Genomic DNA, 22,897 nt, shown 5'->3' with positions numbered 1-22,897 from the left:
TGTTTGGATTATGAGTGCCGGGTAAACCTTATAAACTTATCAGCTAAGAATTATAACATTATAGTTCCATGTACGTCTTCTTTAGCAGAAGCGCATCTTCTTCCAGGATCGGGCTTTCGCAAATGACCCGCCCCCGAACCTCGAATTCTTTAAGGGCTTTTAAAAGTTCAGGATAATTAAAGTCTGATTCTTTAAGGGTCAGATGTCTTTTTTCCCCATTCCTGTCATATTCTATTCCCGACACGTGCATGTGCATGTTTGTAAGTCCTTCCTTTCCAAGAGCATCCTCTACTTCCGAAAGAATTGCCATAAATTCCGGATATGAATTTTCCTTCCCTTCCCTTGCATGCATGTGGGAAAAATCCAGGCAGGGCATAACTCCTTCGATTTCTTCGCTTAAGGCAATCACTTCCTCAAGGGTTCCAAACTGCGTACGTTTGCCCATAGTCTCCGGGCGAAGAACTACAGGTATCCCTTCATCTCTGAGCTGCCCTATGAGCTCTCGGAGGGCTTTTGAGACATTTTCATAGACAGCCTGTTTGCTGCTCTTCTGGTAAAAGGCTGCATGCAGTATTATTGACTCTGCTCCGCAGAGGCTGCCTATCCTTGCAGCCTGATAGATCCTTTCCATGCTGGCTTTTAATTTCTCTTCTTCCGGGGAGTTCAGGTTGATGTAATAAGGCGCATGTACACTCAGGGCTATGTTTTCTTTTCTGGCTGTTTCCAGAACATTTCCTGCCCCTTTTTCACCCATACGTACTCCCTGCACGAACTCCAGTTCCATGCAGTCGAGACCCAGTTCTCTGACACGCGCAATTCCTGCAGTACTGTTGCTGGCTTTTGTGCTTCTGGGAACCCCTGCAGTCCCAAAAATAAGTTTTTCTGATGACATGTTTTTCAAAATGCTACTTATTTCTCTTTTTTAGAGTGCCTTCTTTTCAATGGTATTTCTTTTCAGGGTACCTTTTTCCAGGATACCTTTTTTCAGGATACCTTTTTTCAGGATACCTTTTTTCAGGATACCTTTTTTCAGGATACCCTTTTTCCAGAAAGACTTTAAAATATTTTCATCTGTTAGAAAATTCCCACAAAATCCTTTAATTGCTTTGCCCTTTCAGGAGACACTTTTTCTGTGACTACCGCAACCAGTTCTTCAAGGTCCTCGTCAAGAGACTGGACATCCTCTTTTCCTTCAAGGGCGAGCCCTACAAGATAGTCAAGTTCATCCGCGTTCAACCTTTCGAGCCTTTCCCTGAAGTCTTCAGGAGATTCGGCAAATTTGTGTGAGACCGGACGCAGGATAAAGGGGAAATGATGTCCTGCTTCCCGTGACATCGTTTTTCCTCCTGCTTCCGGGGCGAGCTTATTAAAAATCTCGATATCTTTTTCTGTAAATTCTCTGGGCATGTAATCACTCTATAATTGTGTCTTCACTTTATGATTGTGTCCTGATTTATACCTATTGAAGAGGGGATTTCCGGAAAATTACAGGTATTTCAGGATTCTAACTATTTTTCAAGCCTCTTTTTTTAACCTTCCGTGTCTGTCAATTTCTCCCTGTGCAATCCTTGTAGAAGAAATCGGGGTTCCGTCTTCAGCCATCACATATTCGACGTATACAATTTCCAGAGGTTTCTTTTCTTTTTTCTCTCTGATGCTGTTAATCTTAAGGGCGACCGGGTAGGTCTCAGGGGAGACAATTATGTAGTCGAAGTCTTCTTCCAGAGTTGGGCCGCAGGGATCATTCAGCCTGGTGACTTCATATTTTTCTTCCGGAATCCCCATTTCTTTTATGTATTCAAGCAGTCGGAACCTCCTGTTTTCATAACTGTCTACATTGTGGCTTTTTCGCAACATTTCGTCCGAAGTAAGCCCGATGTGGACTTTTCCGCTCCCTGCTATCTCAAAAGCTTTTTCAATTAGTTTGGCGTGTCCGTCATGAAGATACTGAAACGTACCGCCTACGGCGACTTTTGGCATGATGGGTGATAATCTACTAAGTAAAAAGAAGTTTTGGTTTTTTTCGGTTTTCCAGAGAATTTCTAGAAAATTTCTTTATTTTTTCTCCTTTCTTTTGTAAGTGTAACTGTCGGGAAAGAACTCTTATTTCTCCTCCTTTTTGCCAGGTTCTGTGACGTTCTGACTTCGTTTTATAGGCTCTTCTGAATACTTTCACTCCGCCTCCTCTAGATATATATACCTGTGAAACATAGTGAAGCCACCGTTATGCACCTTATACAAACATGTGCATCCAGGAGAATTTGTAATGAGCGAAATAGCACTTGAAGATCTGCCAGGAGTTGGCCCTGCTACTGCAGAAAAACTCAAAGAAGCCGGATTTAATACCATTGAAGCAGTGGCGGTAGCCTCGCCTGCTGAACTTGCAAACACAGCCGAGATTGGGGAATCAACTGCCGCAAAAATCATCAATGCTGCAAGACAGGCTGCTGATATTGGGGGATTTGAGACCGGAGATATTGTGCTTGAAAGAAGGAAAATGGTAGGCAAACTGACTACCGGTTGTACGGAATTTGACGAAATGATGGGTGGGGGCATAGAAACCCAGGCTATTACCGAACTGTATGGAGAATTCGGTTCCGGAAAGACCCAGGTGGCTCACCAGCTCGCAGTGAACGTCCAGATGGACAAGGAACACGGGGGCCTCGGCGGTTCCGTCATTATAATCGACACTGAAAACACCTTCAGGCCGGAAAGGATTACCCAGATGGTAAAGGGGCTTTCCGAGAAGTACGGAATGGAACTTAATCCTGAAGAATTTCTGCAGAATATCCATGTCGCCAGAGCATACAATTCCAATCACCAGATACTTCTTGTAGACTCTGCAACAGACCTGGCAAACGAGCTAAGGGAAATGGGCAAACCTGTTCGCCTGCTGATAGTTGACTCTCTTATGGCTCACTTCAGGGCTGAATATGTAGGAAGGGGAACTCTGGCAGACAGACAGCAGAAACTCAATAAACATATGCACGGCTTGCTTCGTTTCGGGGACTTGTTCAATGCCTGTATAATTGTAACAAACCAGGTAATGTCAAAACCCGATGCCTTCTTCGGTGATCCCACAAGGCCTGTCGGAGGGCACATCGTCGGGCACACGGCAACTTTCAGGCTTTACCTGCGGAAGTCCAAAGGAGAAAAGAGAATTATCCGCCTGGTAGACTCACCCAACCTGCCAGAAGGGGAAGCTGTCGTTGCAGTCACCACAGCCGGAATTACTGATCAGTGAAAGTTTATTGAAATTCATTGAAAATTCACTGAAAATTCATTGAAAATTCATTGAGAGTTCAGTAAAAGCTAAGGTCGGTTGAATTAAGATAAACAGAATTAAGTTAAGGATGTAAATTAAGGTAAAAATAGCCTTATACATCCAGACATACACTCACAGAGCGATTAATGGGGGAAGCATTTTATCCCCCCATTCCCATCTTTTTTCAATGAAATTCAAAGCTATTGTTGTTGACATTGACGGGACAATTACCTGCGAGAACAGAGAACTCCATCTGGAAGCCGTCAAAAAAATCCGCTCCTTAAAAGTTCCGGTAGTTCTTGCCACAGGCAACATCCTATGTTATGCAAGGACAACATCAAGGCTTATCGGTCTGGACGGAGCTGTGATTGCTGAGAACGGAGGCGCTATTACTGTCCGCTATGATTTGAACGGCACTTTTGAAGAAAGCCTTGAAGAGTGTGAAAAAGCCTTCTCTTTCCTTTCCGAGTATTTCAAGCTCACAAAGCTCGATCCCATATACCGCAAAACCGAAATTGCTCTCCGGCGGAACTTCGACATTGAAAAAGCCAGAGCTCTTCTGGAGACTCAGCCCTTCGAGGTCGAACTTGTTGATACTAAATACGCAATCCATGTCAAAAGTATCAGAATCAACAAAGGAATAGGGCTCCAGAAACTTGCAGAAATGATGGGACTCGAAGCTGAAGACTTTGTAGCAATAGGGGACTCAGCAAATGATGTAGAAATGTTTGAAGTTTCAGGTTTCGGGATCGCTGTTGCAAACGGGGACGAACAAATTAAAGAAGCTGCCAATTACGTGACAGATGCACCGTTTGGGGATGGGGCTGTAGAAGCTATTGAATTTCTTGAATCCAACGGCTGGATTTAAAAATCACCAAATATGGAAATCCTTGATTTAACCCTTAGATATTTTACTCATAATGGTATTACTCGTAGTTACTAAACAAATCTTTCAGCCCAAGATCCCATTGTGCCCACATTTCTTTCCTATGATTGCTTCTCTTTAATACTTCAACAACAGTCGGATTGGGCTCTTTGAATATTACCGGATGATCTTCTTCCCCACGCTCTTTATTTGCTGGCCAGGCAATTTTTTCTTCGTAAACGGAAAACTGAGCGTCCACGCTCGGTTTATTTCCTCTTGCGTCCAGCCTTACCCATTTGTCTAGGTCTTTTATATATACAGCGTTCAAGCCGTGCAGGACTTTCCTATTAAGTCCCTCCTGACCTGAACAAAGTTTCTGATAACAGAATCCAGTCGGTACTCCGAAAAATCTTAGCATGGCTGCAAGCAGGTGAGATTTAGCACAGCAGATTCCATGCCCGAGCTCCAGAACTTCCGATGCTTTACAGGTGACTTCCTGTGCACCTATATCCCCTGAATGATCAATATCATCTCTGACAAATTCATAGATTCTCTTGATCAGGTTAATTTCACCTTTCTCTTCCATGTCTTTCATGTTTTCCATGTTTTCCATATTTTTCTTTAATTCAAGGCACTTATCAATGATCAGCTCATGATCGTAGTTTATGACTTCGCTATTTTTGAGGTAGTCCTGAATATTATTGCTTTCGGCATACATCTTGCTCACCTGTCAATATTACAAATTCTATATGAGATTTAAATCTGATAGGAATCTCTTTTTATTGATCTTGATATATAATAAACAAAAATACTGCAATTCTTCTTCGACTGAAAATTGGGGCAATGGTATGGAAGAGGACGAAATCCAAGCAATACAAAAAAATGTTGAAAAAGATTTGTTCGAGGAACAGAGCAAAGTTCTGGATCGATTTTATTCACTGATAACGTTGACATTTACAGCGTTTGGTTTCTCTATTACAGCCCTTAGTTTTTTTTTCGGGAGAGGAATCCCTAACATCCAGGAAGCTCTTCGTGCTTATCATATCGGTTTTTCTTTTTTTTGTATATTTCTGGCTTTTTTAATTTCAATTATTAACGTGCTAGCAATATTTCACCACAGAAAGCTAGTAAAAAAGGATTACATGATAGGATATAGAGAGGATAATGGGCAGTGTGCTTAATTTTCTGTAAAATTTACTCTCTACCCCTTACTCTTCTTTTTTGATTACTGTTCCATTACTATATACTTGTTTCCTGTGATCCAGTCTTCATTTATATCAATTAGTATTGAGACTACCAGTCTCAATACTGAGTCTTGGTTAGGAAATGCTCCAACTACCTTGCTTCTTCTTTTGAGTTCCTTGTTGGTCCTCTCCATCATATTTGTTGTCCTTATTTTTTTCCAGTGTTTTTCTGGAAACTGCATATAGTTCATTACATCATACTGAAAACTTTCAAGGGTATCAGCTGCGCCTTCATACCCCATACTATCCAGTTCCATAATCAGGTCATTCAACTTCTGACGGTCTACTAATGCTTCTTTTATCTTCTCAGCCACTTCTTTCTGCTTCTTTTTTGGCACTTTCTTGAGAACTTGTCTTGCCAGATGTACATGGCACATCTGCCAACTTGATCCAATAAAGGATTCTCTTACTGCTTTCTGTATTCCTTTATGGCCATCAGAAATAATTAACTTGACACCTCTTAACCCTCTTTTTTTCAGATCATCGAATAGATCTTCCCAGAACATAGAGGCTTCACTGTCTGCTAATCTTGTTCCAAGAATTTCACGGTAACCGTCATCCCTGATCCCAGCAACTACAAAGAGAGCTTTGTTTTCGTAATGAAGCCCATCTCTTACCTTGAAATAAGTCGCATCGATAAGCAAGTAAGGGATTTCATGTTCTATTGGCTTTGAGAGAAATTCTTCAACCTTCTCATCCAGTTCTTTTGTAATCCTGGAAACAGAAGAGGCTGAAATTTCTCCTACTCCTAATGCAGTCATGACCTTTTTCACCCTTCGGGTGGAAACTCCTTGAAGGTAAGATTCAGCTACAGCGGTTAAGATGGCCTTTTCAACTCTTGAATATTTCTCAAAAACCTGAGTTTCAAAGGGAAACTCACGGAATTGAGGCTTTAATAATTCGAGTTTCCCATGCTTGGTCAGGAGAGTTCGGGGTTTGTAGCCATTTCTACTAGCTTTACGTGAATCTGTCCTCTCATAACGTTGTGCACCAGCTTGGAGGAGGGCTTCCTCCTCCATTACAAGGTTTAAAAACCAGGTAATTAGCTGGCGAATTCCATCTTCCTGATCGACAAGATAATCTTTTATGAGTGGGAATAAATTAACCATTGACTCTGCATCCTCTTTTTTTTGTGGTGAAAGGAAAAGGATACAGAGTCAATCATATTTTACAGAACTTTCGGTACACTGCCTCATTTACCATTGTTTCATCTCTTTACTTTAGCTCTGTTTTCCCTTTGAGTGGATTTTTCGTGAGAAGCTCAATTCCCTGTCTTTTCCGTGCTGAAAAGCTGGAAGCGTAAGCTCGGGATTCCAGTAGTAGATGAAAATATTCTTTTCTGTATCGAAATAACACCTGAATTATTGGTTAGGTCCTAAAAAAGATACAGAAGAGTGCATAAGTAAGAAAAAGAATTTGGTGAACGGATGCAACCCTCTTGTGGTTATATTTTTGTGGTGTGTTGTTTGGGTGTGATCTTGTAGATGTAGTTCAGGGCAGGCCCGTTCACTATGCTTAACTCAAAATCCCTGATTGGCTATATAAATATTTGGATACTATTATATTAAATTGCCTTTTTGTGATATTAGGTACTGGTTTTAAGAGTTCAAACGGAATCTCTTTTCCTAATTTGTCCTCTATTGTCAAAATACAGGCACTATTTATTTTCAAGAACAAACTTTTATCTATTTCTTAGTCCTTTTTTCAAGTTCTATTTTTTTCTTCGGTTCATTTTTCCTTCAGATTCTCTTTTTCAGTTACTTTTCAGTTATTTTTCAGGTACTTTTTAGTCAGCCCTGTTATAATTTTTCAGAGTTTCGGTACTTTTTCTGCAGCTTCTTTATAGTTTTTTCTTCCCCAATCTGTTTATACTATGAAGTTTTTTCCTATCTATACATTATAACAAGTTACGCTGATAGTTTTCAATATCAAGATCACAAGGAGACTTGCAATGAGAAGCGCCATTATCAAAGAGGGGCCTGAACGTGCCGCCAATCGTTCCCTCCTGAAAGCAACCGGAGTTACGGATGCGGAAATGAAGAGGCCGTTCATCGCGGTTGTCAATTCCTGGAACGATATAGTTCCTGGCCATATTCACCTGAATAAACTTGCTGAGGCTGTGAAAGCCGGAATCAGGAACGCTGGAGGAGTTCCTTTTGAGTTCCATACCATAGGAGTTTGCGACGGGATTGCAATGGGGCATGAGGGCATGAAATATTCTCTTCCAAGCCGGGAAGTTATAGAGGACACAATCGAACTGATGGTCAGAGCCCACCAGTTTGACGGCATGGTCCTTATCCCCACCTGTGACAAGGTTGTGCCAGGGCACCTTATGGCAGCAGGCAGGCTTGATATCCCTGCTATTGTTGTGACCGGAGGGCCAATGCTCCCCGGATATGTGGATGATAAATATACGGACCTGATCTCGGTCTTTGAAGGAGTCGGGGCCTACAGGGCAGGCAAACTTTCCGAAGCCGACCTTAAAAGGCTTGAGAACCTTTCCTGTGCAGGAGCAGGGTCCTGTGCAGGAATGTTCACTGCAAATACTATGGCATGCATGACCGAAGCTCTCGGGCTGAGCCTTCCTGGATGTGCAACTGCCCATGCGGTGGATGCAAAAAAGACGCGCATTGCCAAGGAATCAGGAGAACGCATTGTAGAGCTTGTAAAAGAGAACATCACTCCAAGACAAATTGTTACTCAAAGATCCTTTGAAAACGCCATAATGGTCGATATGGCAGTCGGAGGAAGTACAAACACTACTCTGCACCTTCCTGCCCTTGCCCATGAATTCGGACTAAAACTTCCTCTTGAAGCCTTTGACGAACTGAGCAGGACAACTCCCCATCTTATTTCCCTCAGGCCTGGCGGCCCTAATTTCATGCTGCACTTTGACAGGGCAGGCGGAGTCGAGGCAGTCATGCAGAGGCTTGCATCAAAACTTCACCTCGACCAGCTTACAGTTAATGGCAAAACTATCGGTGAAAACCTGAATGAGTTTGAAATAATTAACCCAAAACTGAATCAGGAGATTATTGCAACTCTTGATAGTCCAATCCATGCCGAAGGAGGAATCGCAATCCTCAAAGGCAGCCTTGCTCCCGATGGTGCGGTTGTCAAGCAGGCTGCAGTTGACCCGAGAATGCGTGTCCACACAGGTCCTGCAAAAGTATATGATTGTGAGGAAGATGCCATGAAAAGCATTCTTGCAGGGGATATTAAGCCGGGAGACATTATTATCATCCGCTATGAAGGTCCTAAAGGAGGCCCCGGAATGCGCGAAATGCTTGCAGCCACAGCCGCAATCGGAGGTATGGGTCTGCTCGAATCCGTGGCTCTGATCACTGACGGCCGCTTCTCCGGAGGGACTCGCGGGCCGTGCATAGGGCATGTTTCTCCTGAAGCCAGTGAAGGGGGACCGATAGGTCTCGTGAAAGATGGGGACCTTGTAGAAATCAACATTCCTGAAAGAGTTCTGGACCTTAAGGTTTCTGAAGAAGAGCTCGAAAAGCGTAAAGCTTCCTTTGTGCCTCCTAAAAAGGAGGTCACGGGTTACCTTGCCAGGTACCAGCGTTCTGTCCATTCCGCAAACACTGGCGGGATAGTGGACTGAAAACCGTTTCAGACTCTATTTTTTTCCCGGAGGTTTTTCCCTCCGTTTCCCTTTTCTGGATCAGGGCGTTTTCTTGCAGAGTCCCATTGCTTTTTCTGCCCTTTGCCTGAGCCTACTGGAAAAAGAGATCCAATAAGAGGTATTCAGATACAGTCTCCGGGAAACGTTTATAATTTCCCGAACCTATCTTTTATGCATCTTATTATCCAAAACGATTTATTCAGAACATTTGTTCAAAACATTTTTCAAAACTATTTTTATTGAGAAATTCAGGAGGTCGAAATTCTGGAAGTAGAGGGTTTATGTTCAATCTGCGGGCGCCCGGCTAAACTTCATACTTGCCATTTATGCGGAAAACTTGTGTGCAGTCAGTGCATGGATCGTAGAAAAGGTATCTGTATCAAGTGTGCAGGTGGGAAGGAAGGTAATGTGCCCGGCTCAGGGGGCACCGGGACGTTTAAGTAAATCAGCCAAAAGTAAATCAGCCAAAAGTAAATCAGCCAAAAGTAAATCAGCCAAAAAAGAAACGGAATTTTGAAAGGAGTAGCCTGAAATCTTGAAGTCCCTTCTGCCTTCCTTCTGCCTATAGCTTACCTTATTAGCTTACCAGCCGTGGATTTCTCCTTCAGGTTCTTCTTCATCACGGTAAAAACGGAATTCTTTTTTATCGACATCCTCTACAAATACGAACTTCTCTTCAATTCCTACTTTTGCAAATGTAAGAGAATCATCCCCATCCCTTACAGCCGGCAGGATATCCACATCCACATGATCCTGAATGCTGCTCTCCGGAAGAAAAGCCGTAACGATAAACCAGTCGATACCTCCTGCATAATCCTTGCTCACATAACGGCTCTGGTTTGGCGGAATCTTCGTAGCCTTCTGGTGCATTTCGGTCCCATCAGCACGATAAGCTACAAACCGGATGGTATGGTTTGTTTTGTTCTTTATTATAGCCATTATCCCACTCCCCTAACTTAGTTTACTGATAATTTTCCATTTTAAGGAATTTTATATCATCTTTTTAATTCATGGAAGTAAATACTTTTGGATGCAAAGTTTCTAAAAGGTGTTACATTGCTTAAAAAAACAGCTGGTCCAAAATCCTGACTCCTGAACTGACCCTTACAACCTTATTTGCTATATCGATCCGTTCTTTCAAGTTCTTCTTCCTTTATTTCTTTCCTCTTTTTGACCGGCCGTCATACAGGCTGGCGGAGGCATTATATTTGTCTGTAGACTGAAAAATCGATCCGCGAGGCCAAAGGACTATTCTCAGGCAAGACAGGTCAGACTTTTAAATTTAGAGCAGGCTAAACTGCAGGTCAGATTACCAGTGGTTACATGCCAAAAAAATTAGACTAGAAGGTTAATCGGGTGTCTTTCTGCAGGTTCGATACCGAGGTCAGCGACAGCTTCAGCTATCATGATGTCGCTCATTGCAGCCATGGGGAAAACGTACTGTGCATACTCTATCGGACCATAAAGGATGAAATCTCCGGCTGCAGCCTGCTGGAGGCAAATAGAGCCTACGTCGCAGATCTTATACAGAACAGGATCCTTTTCTTTTTGCTGGTTTAGCCAGTTCCAGGCTGAGGGAGCGTTATGGATTCCAGAACCTGTAGGGTGCCCCCATTTTGCTTTTGCGGTAATGGTCATTCTGAGGGCTATTCCGGCTCCGTTCCCCATAGGGGTGATACTCGGGTCGATAAGTTTGTTAACTATTCCACACCTGTCTGCAATTGAGAGAAGGCCCTCCTCTAACAGGCCTGCGCCGGTTTCGAGCATTGTCATTCTGCCCTGGAGTGAGGAGTCCATGGCATTGAAGCCCAGAATAATCGAACTGTCAATATCAGACTGCGCAAGAGCTTCTATTTCTGATGCGTTTATGCTCATATTTATGGAGTTATAGACTGCTCTGTCTGCAAGCCCTATTTCACTAACATATTCGGCTGCATGGGCACGCACAGTTCCTTCGGGGGAATCTATAAGAAAAGGAGAGTCCGAAATCTCTGCAATAAAATCAATATAACGAGTTATACTCTCGAGGGTTGTGCCAAAGATATGGACCATATGGGGATTTCCGGTAGTATCCGAACCCGACTCCTGCAGGTTTACAAGTTTTTCGGCAGCAGTCCTATCAAAAAGTCCTTTTGCAGCATCTTCTATGATTTCGTGTTTATTGTAAAAAATAGTCCCTGCAAGTACTGTAGGTAACTCTCCAGGCTGCCCGCCTACCTTTACCCCTGCAATGTTAGCAATTTCCTGTTCTTTCTGGAACTTAAACATCTTTAGCCCTCAAAATCCATACTTCTCAAAGTTCACTACTTTTTTTGAAGTCAGTATTAAAATTGACTCTTTTTTAATTGATTATTTTCGAATTGACTCTTTTTATTACAAAACATCCATATAATTTATATCGATTAAAAACATATTTTCAACTTAATATATCTTACAAGCTAACATATTTCTCAAGCTAATTCGTTTCTTAAGCTAATTTATCTTTCAAGATAATTTATCTTTTAAACTAATATCTTTAATTTAGAGGATCAGAGGTTTTCTGCCAGGCAAATAATTCCTGCCATTGAATCCATTACGAATTCTTCTGAGATTATTACATCTCCTGAGGTTGGAACTGCAAAAGAGGACTGCCTCTTTTTAGGGGCACAGGCGACCACAGGCTCCTCAGGGTACGCTTCTCCGTTTTCCTTATAATCCTCCACAAGCTTCCGGATCTCTTCAGGGTCGTTCAGCCCTATTCTGTCCAGAAGTATGACCTGTTGCTGGAATCGTTCTACTGCACCCAGGGAGATATTTTCTATAAAGGGAATTGCACCCTGCGAACCTTTAATTCTGCCCTGTTCATCAATCCCGTTTGCATGAATTGCAAGGAGAGAATGGCCTGCCAGATGGCCCCTTGACTCGGTCCCGCAGACAAGGATATACCGTATATTGGAGTTCGAAATTACGTTTACAATTATTTTTTCGACTCCCAGGTTTTCAGTCTTTGAACTCCCCCAGATGGCAGCATCAGGGCAGGCATCAAAGTGGCTTGCAAGGGTTACGACTGCAATCCTTGAATCCGGTTTTCCTGTAACATAATCACCTTTTACGGGAGGCCAGTTTTCAGCAATAAGATTCAGTAAATCACCTTTTCTCTTTCCTTGTGCAGGTAGGATAACGCACTTGCAAGCATAATGGCTTTTGTGAAATGCCCGCCTACCCTTGAGGTGTCCACAAACACATAATCGTCCATCAATACCGGAGCTCCTAACCCGTCGCCTCCTCCAAGGAAAGCAATGGTCCGGAAAATGAGGTTGCCTGAGATCCCATCAGGGGCAACGATGAAATTCGATTCCTTTATGGCGTCTTCAATAAGAATAGTGTAGTGTCTGGCGTCAATTCCAAGCTCCCGAGCCCGTCCTGCTACGAATTCTCCATCTGCGAGAGTCCTGTCTACGCGCCTGTCCCTTCCTATATCTCCGATCCTGCCTCCGGAAAGCACTCCAACAACAGGCTCTACTCCTAACCTCCTTATATGCTTTGCACCAAGGGTAATCATACGGAGTTTGTCTGCAATCGTGTTTCCTTCATCTATTCCAACAGGAGCGAGGAAGAAAGGTGTCCCGTCTGCTGTCAGAAGCAGAGCAAGTCTGCAAACCCTCTTCATGCTAAGGGCTTCTTTCAGGTTTGAAAGGGTTCCGGATGCTTTTGCGGTGCCCCTTATAGCTGCATCCACTTTCCTTGAAACCAGTAGTTCTGAAAGGACTTTTTCGGGGTCGTCAGTATCCACAACCTCAAGTTTGGTCCCGATTTTGTCTATTTCTTTCTTATTTCCTACAAGGACAACCTGTGCATATCCCATTTCCTGGGCTTTCCATGCACTCTCAAGAGTCTTGGGGTTTGGCTCCCTTATTCCCATAGCCACTCTTGCCCTGTTCGCCCGGGCTCGTGCTTCGATAGCTTCAAGGAGGGCATACATGCCGTTCTTTTCCATATCCATCCAGACTTTTGTTTAAGATTTGAAGTAGTTCAAAGAAAAACAAACACACCCATTAATTAATTTTGCCCTTCCCGAATTTCGTCTCGGGAGTACGAGGTCCTTTTCGCTGCGCTCAAGAGGACTAATTTTATGGATCATATAAGTGAACTTCGGTAAAGAAAGCGGATTTAAAGCTGCCAGTACTAAATTTCTCTTAAGCAGACTCTATTCTGGAGGAGCAATATCGCTTTTCGTTCGAAAAGACTGATTTATAGGCAATAGATTATTTTTTTAAAATCGGCGTTGGAAGATTATAGGAGTGCAGGCGCTTTACTTGATAAAGAAATTAAAACATATAAAGTTAATAATGAGTTCCTTTTTTATTGGTATGGTTTATGATGATGTCGGCAATCGAATGGGCTGAAAAATACCGACCCCGGACACTTGGAGATGTCGTGGGGAACAAGAAGGCAGTACAGGATTTCAGGGTATGGGCTGAGGAATGGCAATCCCGGATTCCTGAGAGAAGGGCGGTAATTCTCTATGGGCCTGCAGGGATAGGGAAGACTTCAAGTGCTCATGCCCTGGCCAGGGATATGGACTGGGAGGTTATTGAACTCAATGCAAGTGACCAGAGGACTGCAGGTGTTATTGAGAAGATTGCTGGCTCTGCAGCGTCAATGAATACTTTTTTTGGTGGGAAGCGCCTTATTATCCTTGATGAGGCGGATAATATCCATGGGACTTCAGACAGGGGGGGAATGAGGGCTCTTTCGGGGATCATAAAATCTACGCTTCAGCCGATGGTGCTTATTGCAAATGACATTTACGGGCTAACACCCACAATACGGAATCTATGTCTGGAAATTAAGTTCGGGTCCGTGCAGAGTCGTTCCATGGTCCCTGCTTTGAAAAAAGTTTGTGAGGCTGAAGGGGTTTATTGCAGCCAGGAAGCTGTCCTGCAGATTGCAGAAAATGCAGGGGGAGACTTCAGGAGTGCCATGAATGACCTCCAGGCTGCAGCGAACGGGAAGGAAGCCATCGAAGTTGAGGATATCAGTACTGCAGGCAGGGACGTCAAGGAGAATATCTTCAAGGCGATGCAGAAAATCTTTAAAAGCACTGACTGTAAAAGGGCTCTTGAATCTGCACGCGGGCTTGATGAAAGTCCTGAAGATCTCGTGCACTGGATAGATGAAAACCTGCCTATCCAGTATGCCCGAAAGGACGGGGACCTAGAAGATATAAGGGCGGGTTTTTGCTATCTTTCAAAAGCTGACCTTTACCTCGGGCGTGTAAAAAAACGCCAGAATTACAGGATGTGGAGGTATGCCAGTATGCTTATGGTGTGCGGGGCCGCCCTTTCAAAGACAAGGTCATACCCGGGCTTTATTAAATATCAGCAGCCTTCACTCTGGAGAAGGCTCGGGCAGACTCGTTCGAAGCGGGATATGAGAGATAATATCGCTTCAAAGATCGGTGAGCATAGCTTTGAATCAATGCATTATTCGAGGAACAACCTTATGGGTTTTTACTCGCGAATGCTAAAGGATGAAGTATCTGCTGTTGAGGTTACTGCAAACCTCGGGCTTGAGCTTGAGGAGCTTATGTATCTTTCAGGAAGTACAAAAGCGAGCAAAAAACTGCAGAAAATCTACGATGACGCACAGAAACTTCTCGGTGAAATAAAGGATAAAACCGAAGAGCCTGACTTTTTTAAAGCTCCTGTCCCTTCAGTAGATGAGAAACAGAAAACCCTCAGCTGCCCCGTTAATATTCCGGAGAAAAAACAGGAAGCACCTTCCGGGAAACCTGAAATTCCTGAGTCTCAGCCTTCCGAAGGTAAGCAGAAAACACTTAACCTGGGATTTGACACACCGCCTGAGGCTGTAGAGAAAAAAGAGACTTTTGAGACTAGAAAAACTTCCGGACAGAAACTGCTTGCTGATCCGGAACTTGCAGAAAATAGTTTACTTTCTCTTTCAGAATCACTGCCAAAAAAAGAACAATTTTTTGAATTTTTACAGAAACCCCTCTCCATACCGTCAAAAGAAAAGGATCTGGTTGAGGATCTGGTTGATATAGAGCTTCCAAAACAAAGGATTACTGATAAAGTTTTAGCCTCTGCAGACATGCAGGAAAATACAGGAGAAGGCTTAAAAAAAGCTGAACCTAAAAACCAGAAGACACTTTTCGACTTTTAACTTTTCCAGAGCACGAATCGCTCATTTTTCATATTTTTCTGTCTGGATTATCCAATTCATACAGGTTTTTTCTAGTTTTTTACTATTTCATATCTTTATAATTCTTTATTTTATGATCCCAACCCGTCTTTTTTTCAGGTCTCATACTTTTTATATCTCACACTTATCCTTGTTTCAGATCTGGAAAGGTCAGGTTTCCGTGCTTTCTGATTAGCCTGAAAGTAAAAATTCTTTATTATTGTAACAGGCTCTTGCTGCTGTCAAAAACACATGAGCTTTTATGTGAGTGGAATGATAGGGTTGACTTTGAATGAAAGAAGAAGTTGCTGATGTATTTTGGAAGTTTGGACTGGAATCCGCTCACAAATACTCTATATAACTTCAGTTATAAACACTTTGTTAACATATTTATTACATGTTGCTGCATGTCCTATTTAATGCTCTCTTGCATACAATTCTCTCGTTTTTTCTTCTAATTTATATATGTGCTCGTTTCAAAACTACCCCTAATCACTCCAAAATAATATTTGTGAATAAGGGAACTAAGAACAATGAAACTGAATGGAACATTATTTTGGTCAAAAACATAAATAGTCGGGATTTTAAAACCAGTTTTATTGCTAAAAGTTATCCGGATAGCTATATCATCATGGCGACGGTTCTGTATAACCTACGGTACCCCATGTTTGATAACTAAAAAAGTTGGGATAATACGAATATCAGTAAGATAAGTAAGGTAAAGTTGAGAAAATTCTAAAAAATGTTGGGATTTGTTGAGATAGAATCGATATTGTTAAACAAGGTTGAGAAAAAACCATGAGAAAAGTTTGTGAGCGGGCTTGGGGAGTTTGGGGGAATAGTTGGGGGGAATAGTTGGGGGATATGGGTTTGGGGTTATACTATGGAAAAGAGGCCCGCTCACTTAGCATGAGTAATCATACATAGTATAAATAGCTTTCTCTTATATACCTCATAATTTATAATTACCGTCTTATAGCCTATTTTTTCTCAAACTGTCTACCATGACAATGTTTTTCTGGAATCCGTACAACCGGCAAAAAGACCAGGACTCTTAATCGGGCTCTTAGAATAACACTGAAAAAAGCACAGATAAGAAAGAATAGCACTGATTGTGAGTTTACTAAATCCTGGCCTGGATGTATATTGGGTTCAAATCATGTCACTGTTGTGCCCGACCGGAGTTTACTTCCCCAGTTTCGCTTCGGGATCAAAGGGAATCGAAAATTTTCTGAGATTTGCACTGCAAATGTAACAGCACGATATCTGCTTACTCGTTTTGCTCCCCGAGTTTCGCTTCGGGAGCACAATGTATCTCCTGTCAAAACTGGCTTGACTTATATGTTAACTTTTATGGCTCCATCTTGAGTAGTATCTCCTGACAACAGTATCTTAATGATAGTATCCTTATGACAGCATGGATAATAATATCAAGTAAATGGTATGAGGGCAGTGCAAGCAACATAGAAGATATATTGAGAGACATACAGTATCCAGCAGAGAGAAAGGAGCAAATCATAGAGCAGACTAAAAAAACAAAATACTCCTAATGCTACTAAAGAGATAATTCGAGATCTGTAAAGCTTTCCTGATAAGTAGTATGAGTCTGACTGTTCTGTTATGGGATAGCTAAAATCCACAAGTCAACAAATTGACATTTTATATCTGCATATTACCCTACGAGTTACTGGTATTTTTGTAAGGGTAAATACATCTAACTTAGAGGATTTCTACTAAGCCTCATCAAGATACAGTAAAAAATACAATCAAGATTGAAGTAAATAGCCACGTTACCAAAATATCAGTTATTCAGGTCAACGTGGCTAATTAATCGGCCATTAAGCTTCTTCAAGGATCTCTCAAGTTGACAATTCGGGCTCGAGATATCTCAGGTATTAGACGACTGATTGCAGGCGCATAATACAAAGTTCTTTTACTTTTTAAGATCCTTATCGAGTTCACTGCTTCTTCTTCTTCCCCCGTCCCGTATCTTTTTTCTTTTCACCTTCCTCATCAGATTTAGCTTCAGCACCAGCTTCAGCTGAGGGTGAAAGCACAGATATTTCAGGAAGCCCGATACCCTTTGTGGTGTCCGTGACCGACTTGAGAGTGTCGCTTACAGTATCAGTGAGACCTCCTATACCTCCTAAAGGCCCTCCACCTCCGCCGGTCTCCTGCGGCTGCTGTGCCTGCTGCGGTTGCGGCTGTGGCTGTTCTTCAGTCTCCTCTGGCTTCTCCTCTTTTGGCTTCTTCTCCTTTGGTTTCTCCTCCTTTGGCTGCTCTCCAGCCTGTCCGAGACCTCCTGTAAGACCACCTACAGTCTCTCCCAGGCCTCCTAAAGGCCCTCCTCCCTGCTGTGGCTGCTGTCCCTGTTGTGGCTGCTGTCCCTGTTGTGGCTGCTGTCCCTGTTGTGGCTGTTGTCCCTGCTGTGGCTGCTGTCCCTGTGGCTGTTGTCCCTGTTGTCCAGCTTGTCCCACAGTATCCGTGACCTTACCTACAATCTGACCTGCAGTATCTGTAACCTGTCCTGCTGTCTCTTGTACCTGTTGTCCAGCCTGTCCCGCTGTTTTCTTGGCTTGCTGTCCAGCTTGTCCTGCTGTCTCCTGTGCCTGCTGTCCAGCCTGCCCTGCTGTTTCCTGTGCCTGTTGTCCAGCCTGTCCTGCTGTTTTCTTGGCTTGCTGTCCAGCCTGCTGTTTAGCCTGTTGTGCCTGCTCTCCAGCCTGTTGTCCAGCCTGTTGTGCCTGCTGTTCAGCTTGTTCTGCAGTTTCCTCGGCCTGACCTTCAGCTTTACGAGCTTCTTCTTCCACTTGATCCTGAGCGCTCATGATACTCCCCCTTTTCTAAAGTTTCTTTTTAAATTTTGAGATGATCACAGCTATTGCTTCTTCTCAATGAGTGTAATCCGAAAAACTCTTTTAATTATCGGCATTACTAGCCGTGATACCCCCCGCTCATAGTACTTTATAATGATACTATTATAATAATGAATTAATTCCTCTTAAAACCTTCCTCTAAGAAGGTTTTTGAGAACGGGGACTTGTCAATGTAAATATTTGAGATACAACTATTGATATTATAGCCATTATAGTAGAATACAGATATAGAGTAGAAGAGATATAGCTAAACTACAACCATCCAGATTAAAAAAACAAGCTAGGGATGGAGATTGACCAAATTGACAACCCGAGCTTGAGATATCTCAGGTTGAGATATCTCGGGTATTAGATGGCTGGGTACAGGCGTATAATACGCGGCTCTTTTAATTCCCCAGGCCCTTCTTAATTCACTCCTATTCTTTCTGTTCTTAGACCTCGCCTCTTTTCTTTTCACCCTTAGCTTTCGGTTCCCATGTCGAAGCTCATCCTTTTGGCAGTCTGTCTGATCTCCTCTGTGAGAGTATCCGTACTTTCCCTGATATCCTTTATGAGACCAGCCATAGTAGCCTCCCTTTTTGCATTCTCTCGCACCTGATCTGCGAGTTTATTTGTATTGTCATTGATTTCCTGTAAGAGACTAGCTATAGTTGTCTCACTCTTTGCACTCTCTCTTACGTTTTCTGCGAGTCTATCTGTACTATCCCTGATACTCTTTATGAGCTCTCCTATACCTCTCTCTCCGGCCTTACCTGCTGCCTGCTGCTGCCCCTGCTGTCCCTCCTGCTGTGGTTGCCCTCCAGCCTGCCCTGCAGTTTTCGTAACCTCTCCTGTGAGACCTTCTGCAGTCTTTGTGACATCCCCTGCGAGACCTCCTACAGCCTGTCCAAGACCTCCGGCAGTTTCCTGTGCCTGTTGTCCAGCCTGTCCTGCGGTTTCCTGTACCTGTTGTCCAGCCTGCTGTGCTTGCTCTCCAGCCTGCCCTGCAGTTTCCTTGGCCTGACCTTCAGCTTTACGAGCTTCACCTTCCACTTGACCCTCAGCGCTCATGATACTCCCCCTTTTCTAAAGTTTCTTTTTAAATTTTGAGATGATCACAGCTATTGCACTCTTTTAACGAATATAAACCGAAAAGTTCTGAAAATTATCGGCATTAATAGCCGTGATACTCCCGCTTATAGTACTATTAATAAAGTACTATTATAATAATGAATTAATTCCTCTTAAAACCTTCCTCTAATAAGGTTTTTGAGACAGGGGACTGTTAATGCAAATTTTAGATATACTTAGTACTATACTTCTCAGCAGAGAATATGGCTAAAACATAGCTATCCAGATTAAAAAAACAAACAAGGGATGGGGATCTACCAGGTTGACAACAGAGCTTGAGATATCTCGGTTTGAGATCTTTCTGGCGTTAGACGGCTGGATACAGACATACGATACATGGCTTTTTTACTTTCCGGATCCTTTGACCTACTTCTTCTTTTTCTGCTCTTTACCTTCGACTTTTTTCTTTTCACTTTATTTTCGGACTCCGCGTTGCATCCTCTTTGTAGTCTCTCTGACTTCTTCTCTGAATTTTTCTGTACCCTCCCTGAAATAATCTTCAAGGCTTCCTCTGGCCTTTGTTTCCGTGGTCTGACCGGTGACTTCTGCAGGAATTCTTGCTTCACCTGTTGGTTTGCCCGCAACGTCCTGTACCTGTTGTGTAGTCTGACCTGCAGTCTCTTTGGGCTGCTCCCCAGTCTGCTGTAGCTGCTGCGGTTGCTGTACTCCCTGTTGTGCTAATTTTTGTCCAGATTGTCCTGCAATATTTTCGAGACCTACCGTGATATCTCCTGCAGCCTGTCCGAGACCTTCTGTAAGACCACTTACAGTCTTTCCTATACTTCCTAAAGGCTGTCCCTGTTGTGACTGTTGCGACTGTTGTAGTTGTTGAGACTGCTGTCCTCCCTGCATTTCAGTCTTGCCCGCATTTTCTCTGATCTCCTCTGCTAGTCTTTCTGTATTCTCTCTAATATCCCTTACATGACCAGCTATAGTCACCTCTCTCTTTGCAGCCTCTCTGACTTCTCCTGCAAGTTTATTTGTATTCTCATGGATGCCCTTTACAAGACTGGCTATAGCGGTCTCACTCTCTGCGCTCTCTCTGATATTCTCTGCGAGTCTATCTGTGCTCTCTCTAATCTTTTTTATGAGTTCTCCTATACCTCCAGTCTTACCTGCCGGCAGTTTTCTCTGCTGTCCAGCCTTTCCCGCAACGTCCTGTGCCTGTTGTACAGTCCGACCTGCAGTCTCTTTGGGCTGCCCTCCAGTATGCTGTAACTGCTGCGGCTGTTGTCCTCCCTGTTGCGTTACTTGTTGTCCAGCCTGTCCTGCAGGCTCCGTGGTCTGTCCTGCAGTTTCTCCAAGTCCCTCTGTGAGACCTCCTGCCGTTTTCCCTACACCTTCTGTGAGACCTCCTGCCGTTTTCCCTACACCTTCTGTGAGACCTCCTGCCGTTTTCCCTACACCCTCTGTAATTCCTCCTAAAGTGTTGCCAAGGCCCTTTGTAAGACCACCTATAGTATTTCCTAAACCTCCTAAAGCCTGCCCGAGACCCTCTATGGGATTTTCTTCAGTTTTTTTGGTATCACTTTCCGCTTGTTTCTGAGCGCTCATTTTACTCCTCCTCTTCAAACGCCTCTTATTGACCTTGGAGACGACACAATTTCTCCCTAGCCTTTTTTGTAGTATCTTTGTATTACCTTTAGCTTCGCTTGTTTTGCCTTTGCAGTATTTTGAGTTTCTGTGCAGTATTTCTGGTCTTACCTTTCACTCTGCGAAGCACACTTTCTCCCTGGCTTTCAGTTCTTGTGGTATCCCCCTTCTAAAGATTCTTTTTAATCCTGAAGAATAATCAAAATTATACACTCTTTCAATAAACATGACCCGAAGAAAAATCTCGAACTATTGGTATTATTAGCCGTGATACCCCACTTATCGTACTTAATAATCGCAATATTATAATAATAAACTAATTCTTTTTAAAACCTTTCCATAATGAAGTTTTTGATAAGAAAACCTGCTCATACAAAGAGGCGAGACTATATGGAAAGCAAATTATTATTCATATCTGATATTTTTTCAAATCGTTTTGATTTTCCAGATACTCGGCTTTATCAGCTGCAAGTTGAGGATAGGCAGCCTTATTCCCAAAAATCAGTTTTGCAGTGTCAACATGTCAACGCTACTGATATGATAAAAAATTAAGTCTCCCCAAAAGAGACCCAAATTAAAGTTCGGTTCTGATCTCTCCCAGGTTTTAGACCCTTACAGGCAAATTAACGCGATTCCTGTTACTACTCTTATTACTACTCTTGTTACTGATCCTTCTCGACTTCACTGCTTGGTCTGTTCCTGCACTGCGCCTTCTTCCTTTTAGTTTCAGCCTCAGCTCTCGCATTGGAAACCGGTCCCTGTGCCGGCTCCAGCAGCCCCTCAAGTGAGACATTTACAGTTTCCTTCAGGTTGCTTACGAGACCCGCATACGACCTTCTCAACAACTTTTCCAATGTTTCTAGACCCCTTGGTGACCTTGTGGTGTATTGATGAGATCATCTATAAGGTCTCCTGCAGCTTGGTTAGCCAAATCTATAAGGCCTCTTAAAGTTTTGGTAAGCTCATGATATTAGATCCTGGTGACTTACAGAAGAGTCCTGATGGCTTACAGTTTTGGTGAGCTGATCTATGAGGGCCTTGGTGAGTTGACCTATAAGGTCTCTTGCAGTATTGGTGAGCTGATCTGTAAGGGTCTTGGCGAGCTGATCTGTAAGGTCCCTTGCAGTATTGGTGAGCTGATCTGTCAGGCCTCCTGCAACACTGGTGAGTTGATCTGTAAGAGTCTTAGTGAGCTGATCTATAAGGCCTCTTACAGTATTGGTGAGCTGATCTATAATGGGTTTGGTGAGCTGATCTGTCAGGCCTTTTACATTTTTTGTGAGCTGATCTATAAGGGTTTTTGTGAGCTGATCTGTAAGGTTTCCTGCAGTTTTTGTGAGCTGATCTGTAAGTGCCTTGACGATGCCCCCTCCTGCGAGACCACCTACAATGTTAGTAGCCGCCCCTGAGAGATTACCTGCGGCTCCCTGTAGATTGTTTTCAAGGCTTTCTACAGCCTCCTCAATTGCTTCTCTAATGTCTCCGAGACCCTTTGAGCGACCTCCGGGACTCTGCGAGATACCCCTCACATGACCTTCTGGAAGTTTCGCAATACCCCTCATAGTGCCCCCACTGGACTCTTTCCGATAACCCTTATGGTATTAACATATCCTGCAATTTTCCTGGTCTTACCTCTTATTCTGTGAGGTTTATTTTCCGCTTGGCTCTGAGCAGTCATTGTACCCCCTGTTCTAAAGTTTCGTTTTAACCTGGAGAACGATCACAGCTATGCGCCCTTCAATGAATACAAACCGAAACCTCTCAAAATTATTGGCACTAATAGCTATGATACACACACTTATAGTGCTTTATAATAGAACTATTATAATAATAAATTATATAATGAACTGCTTTTTCTTAAATTCTTCTTTAAAGAAGTTTTTTAAGGAAGGAAATTGTTAGTGAGTATTTTTGAGAAATAAATGATAGTCTTATAACCTCTATGTGGAAAATATGGTTGAAACCACAAACATTCAGAAAAACCAATTTGAATTATGTGTTATCGGTTCAATGAGTGAGATTCTAACTCTGTCACTGAGAAACTGGTCTAAGGCCACAACAGAAACAAACTCATTGAGTACAGCAGGCGAGAGTGAAAGAGCATGCTGATGAATCATGAAAATGAGAAGC

19 protein-coding genes and 1 pseudogene are annotated in these 22,897 nt (G+C 43.0%); 6 read left to right on the top strand and 14 right to left on the bottom strand.

The features are described from left to right. Window positions 1–58 precede the first annotated feature (58 nt). The 3 genes from ACZ5A8_RS05085 to ACZ5A8_RS05075 all read right to left on the bottom strand — a co-directional run bounded on the left by ACZ5A8_RS05085 (window position 59) and on the right by ACZ5A8_RS05075 (window position 1,980). Window positions 59–892 (bottom strand): TIM barrel protein, encoded by an 834-nt coding sequence (locus ACZ5A8_RS05085; RefSeq protein ID WP_464532599.1) that lies wholly within the window; start codon window positions 890–892, stop codon window positions 59–61. A gap of 182 nt (window positions 893–1,074) precedes the next feature. Beyond that, entirely contained in the window at window positions 1,075–1,407 is a 333-nt protein-coding gene (locus ACZ5A8_RS05080) for a hypothetical protein (protein ID WP_229391633.1), read from the bottom strand. Between the two features lie 108 nt (window positions 1,408–1,515). Then, window positions 1,516–1,980 (bottom strand): phosphopantetheine adenylyltransferase, encoded by a 465-nt coding sequence (locus ACZ5A8_RS05075; RefSeq protein WP_464532597.1) that lies wholly within the window; start codon window positions 1,978–1,980, stop codon window positions 1,516–1,518. A gap of 286 nt (window positions 1,981–2,266) precedes the next feature. Here ACZ5A8_RS05075 and radA point away from each other — a divergent pair, with 286 nt between their 5' ends. Together radA and ACZ5A8_RS05065 are read left to right on the top strand one after the other, a co-directional pair. After that, the gene (radA, locus tag ACZ5A8_RS05070) at window positions 2,267–3,244 is read left to right on the top strand and encodes a DNA repair and recombination protein RadA (protein WP_229391631.1); all 978 of its coding nucleotides are present in this window, start codon (window positions 2,267–2,269) and stop codon (window positions 3,242–3,244) included. A 208-nt stretch (window positions 3,245–3,452) separates the two neighbouring features. Then, window positions 3,453–4,133 (top strand): phosphoglycolate phosphatase, encoded by a 681-nt coding sequence (locus ACZ5A8_RS05065; protein ID WP_464532595.1) that lies wholly within the window; start codon window positions 3,453–3,455, stop codon window positions 4,131–4,133. A gap of 58 nt (window positions 4,134–4,191) precedes the next feature. On the opposite strand, the gene ACZ5A8_RS05060 is transcribed toward ACZ5A8_RS05065, so the two are convergent. Beyond that, window positions 4,192–4,848 carry a transglutaminase-like domain-containing protein gene (locus ACZ5A8_RS05060; protein ID WP_464532594.1) on the bottom strand — a complete coding sequence of 219 codons (657 nt, stop codon included), beginning with the start codon at window positions 4,846–4,848 and terminating at the stop codon, window positions 4,192–4,194. A gap of 130 nt (window positions 4,849–4,978) precedes the next feature. On the opposite strand from ACZ5A8_RS05060, the gene ACZ5A8_RS05055 reads away from it, so the two are divergent. After that, window positions 4,979–5,311: a hypothetical protein gene (locus ACZ5A8_RS05055; RefSeq protein WP_464532592.1), complete on the top strand. Its 333-nt coding sequence runs from the start codon at window positions 4,979–4,981 to the stop codon at window positions 5,309–5,311. Window positions 5,312–5,355: 44 nt separating this feature from the next. Here the strand turns inward: ACZ5A8_RS05055 and ACZ5A8_RS05050 are convergent. After that, window positions 5,356–6,535 (bottom strand): annotated as a pseudogene (locus ACZ5A8_RS05050) (IS256 family transposase). Window positions 6,536–7,325: 790 nt separating this feature from the next. On the opposite strand from ACZ5A8_RS05050, the gene ilvD reads away from it, so the two are divergent. After that, window positions 7,326–8,987 carry a dihydroxy-acid dehydratase gene (ilvD, locus tag ACZ5A8_RS05045; protein ID WP_464532590.1) on the top strand — a complete coding sequence of 554 codons (1,662 nt, stop codon included), beginning with the start codon at window positions 7,326–7,328 and terminating at the stop codon, window positions 8,985–8,987. A gap of 603 nt (window positions 8,988–9,590) precedes the next feature. On the opposite strand, the gene ACZ5A8_RS05040 is transcribed toward ilvD, so the two are convergent. From ACZ5A8_RS05040 to mtxX, 4 genes are all read right to left on the bottom strand, one after another. Next, window positions 9,591–9,947: a hypothetical protein gene (locus ACZ5A8_RS05040; protein WP_322224909.1), complete on the bottom strand. Its 357-nt coding sequence runs from the start codon at window positions 9,945–9,947 to the stop codon at window positions 9,591–9,593. A gap of 396 nt (window positions 9,948–10,343) precedes the next feature. Continuing rightward, window positions 10,344–11,276, bottom strand: coding sequence for a tetrahydromethanopterin S-methyltransferase subunit H (gene mtrH / locus ACZ5A8_RS05035; protein ID WP_464532589.1), 933 nt, complete (start codon window positions 11,274–11,276; stop codon window positions 10,344–10,346). Between the two features lie 260 nt (window positions 11,277–11,536). Further along, window positions 11,537–12,130 carry a tetrahydromethanopterin S-methyltransferase subunit A gene (locus ACZ5A8_RS05030; protein WP_464534021.1) on the bottom strand — a complete coding sequence of 198 codons (594 nt, stop codon included), beginning with the start codon at window positions 12,128–12,130 and terminating at the stop codon, window positions 11,537–11,539. Next, on the bottom strand, window positions 12,127–12,984 hold the full coding sequence (mtxX, locus tag ACZ5A8_RS05025) for a methanogenesis marker protein Mmp4/MtxX (protein ID WP_464534020.1): 858 nt from the start codon (window positions 12,982–12,984) through the stop codon (window positions 12,127–12,129). Before mtxX ends, ACZ5A8_RS05030 begins: the two co-directional genes overlap by 4 nt. Window positions 12,985–13,367: 383 nt before the next feature. On the opposite strand from mtxX, the gene ACZ5A8_RS05020 reads away from it, so the two are divergent. Together ACZ5A8_RS05020 and ACZ5A8_RS05015 are read left to right on the top strand one after the other, a co-directional pair. Next, window positions 13,368–15,173, top strand: a complete 1,806-nt coding sequence (locus ACZ5A8_RS05020) for a replication factor C large subunit (protein ID WP_464534018.1) — start codon at window positions 13,368–13,370, stop codon at window positions 15,171–15,173. A 1,427-nt stretch (window positions 15,174–16,600) separates the two neighbouring features. Further along, window positions 16,601–16,741: a hypothetical protein gene (locus ACZ5A8_RS05015; protein ID WP_464532587.1), complete on the top strand. Its 141-nt coding sequence runs from the start codon at window positions 16,601–16,603 to the stop codon at window positions 16,739–16,741. A 408-nt stretch (window positions 16,742–17,149) separates the two neighbouring features. On the opposite strand, the gene ACZ5A8_RS05010 is transcribed toward ACZ5A8_RS05015, so the two are convergent. From ACZ5A8_RS05010 to ACZ5A8_RS04990, 5 genes are all read right to left on the bottom strand, one after another. After that, on the bottom strand, window positions 17,150–18,016 hold the full coding sequence (locus tag ACZ5A8_RS05010) for a hypothetical protein (RefSeq protein WP_464532586.1): 867 nt from the start codon (window positions 18,014–18,016) through the stop codon (window positions 17,150–17,152). A 507-nt stretch (window positions 18,017–18,523) separates the two neighbouring features. Beyond that, a complete protein-coding gene (locus tag ACZ5A8_RS05005) occupies window positions 18,524–19,114 on the bottom strand; it encodes a hypothetical protein (RefSeq protein WP_464532585.1) in 591 nt (196 codons plus the stop codon). A gap of 474 nt (window positions 19,115–19,588) precedes the next feature. Beyond that, window positions 19,589–20,728: a hypothetical protein gene (locus ACZ5A8_RS05000; RefSeq protein ID WP_464532583.1), complete on the bottom strand. Its 1,140-nt coding sequence runs from the start codon at window positions 20,726–20,728 to the stop codon at window positions 19,589–19,591. A 701-nt stretch (window positions 20,729–21,429) separates the two neighbouring features. Continuing rightward, window positions 21,430–21,621, bottom strand: coding sequence for a hypothetical protein (locus ACZ5A8_RS04995; RefSeq protein WP_464532582.1), 192 nt, complete (start codon window positions 21,619–21,621; stop codon window positions 21,430–21,432). Between the two features lie 108 nt (window positions 21,622–21,729). Then, the gene (locus tag ACZ5A8_RS04990; RefSeq protein WP_464532580.1) at window positions 21,730–22,329 is read right to left on the bottom strand and encodes a hypothetical protein; all 600 of its coding nucleotides are present in this window, start codon (window positions 22,327–22,329) and stop codon (window positions 21,730–21,732) included. Window positions 22,330–22,897 lie beyond the last annotated feature (568 nt).

The sequence above is a fragment of the Methanosarcina subterranea genome, assembly GCF_055385895.1.
This window is presented reverse-complemented; position numbering and strand designations above follow the sequence as displayed.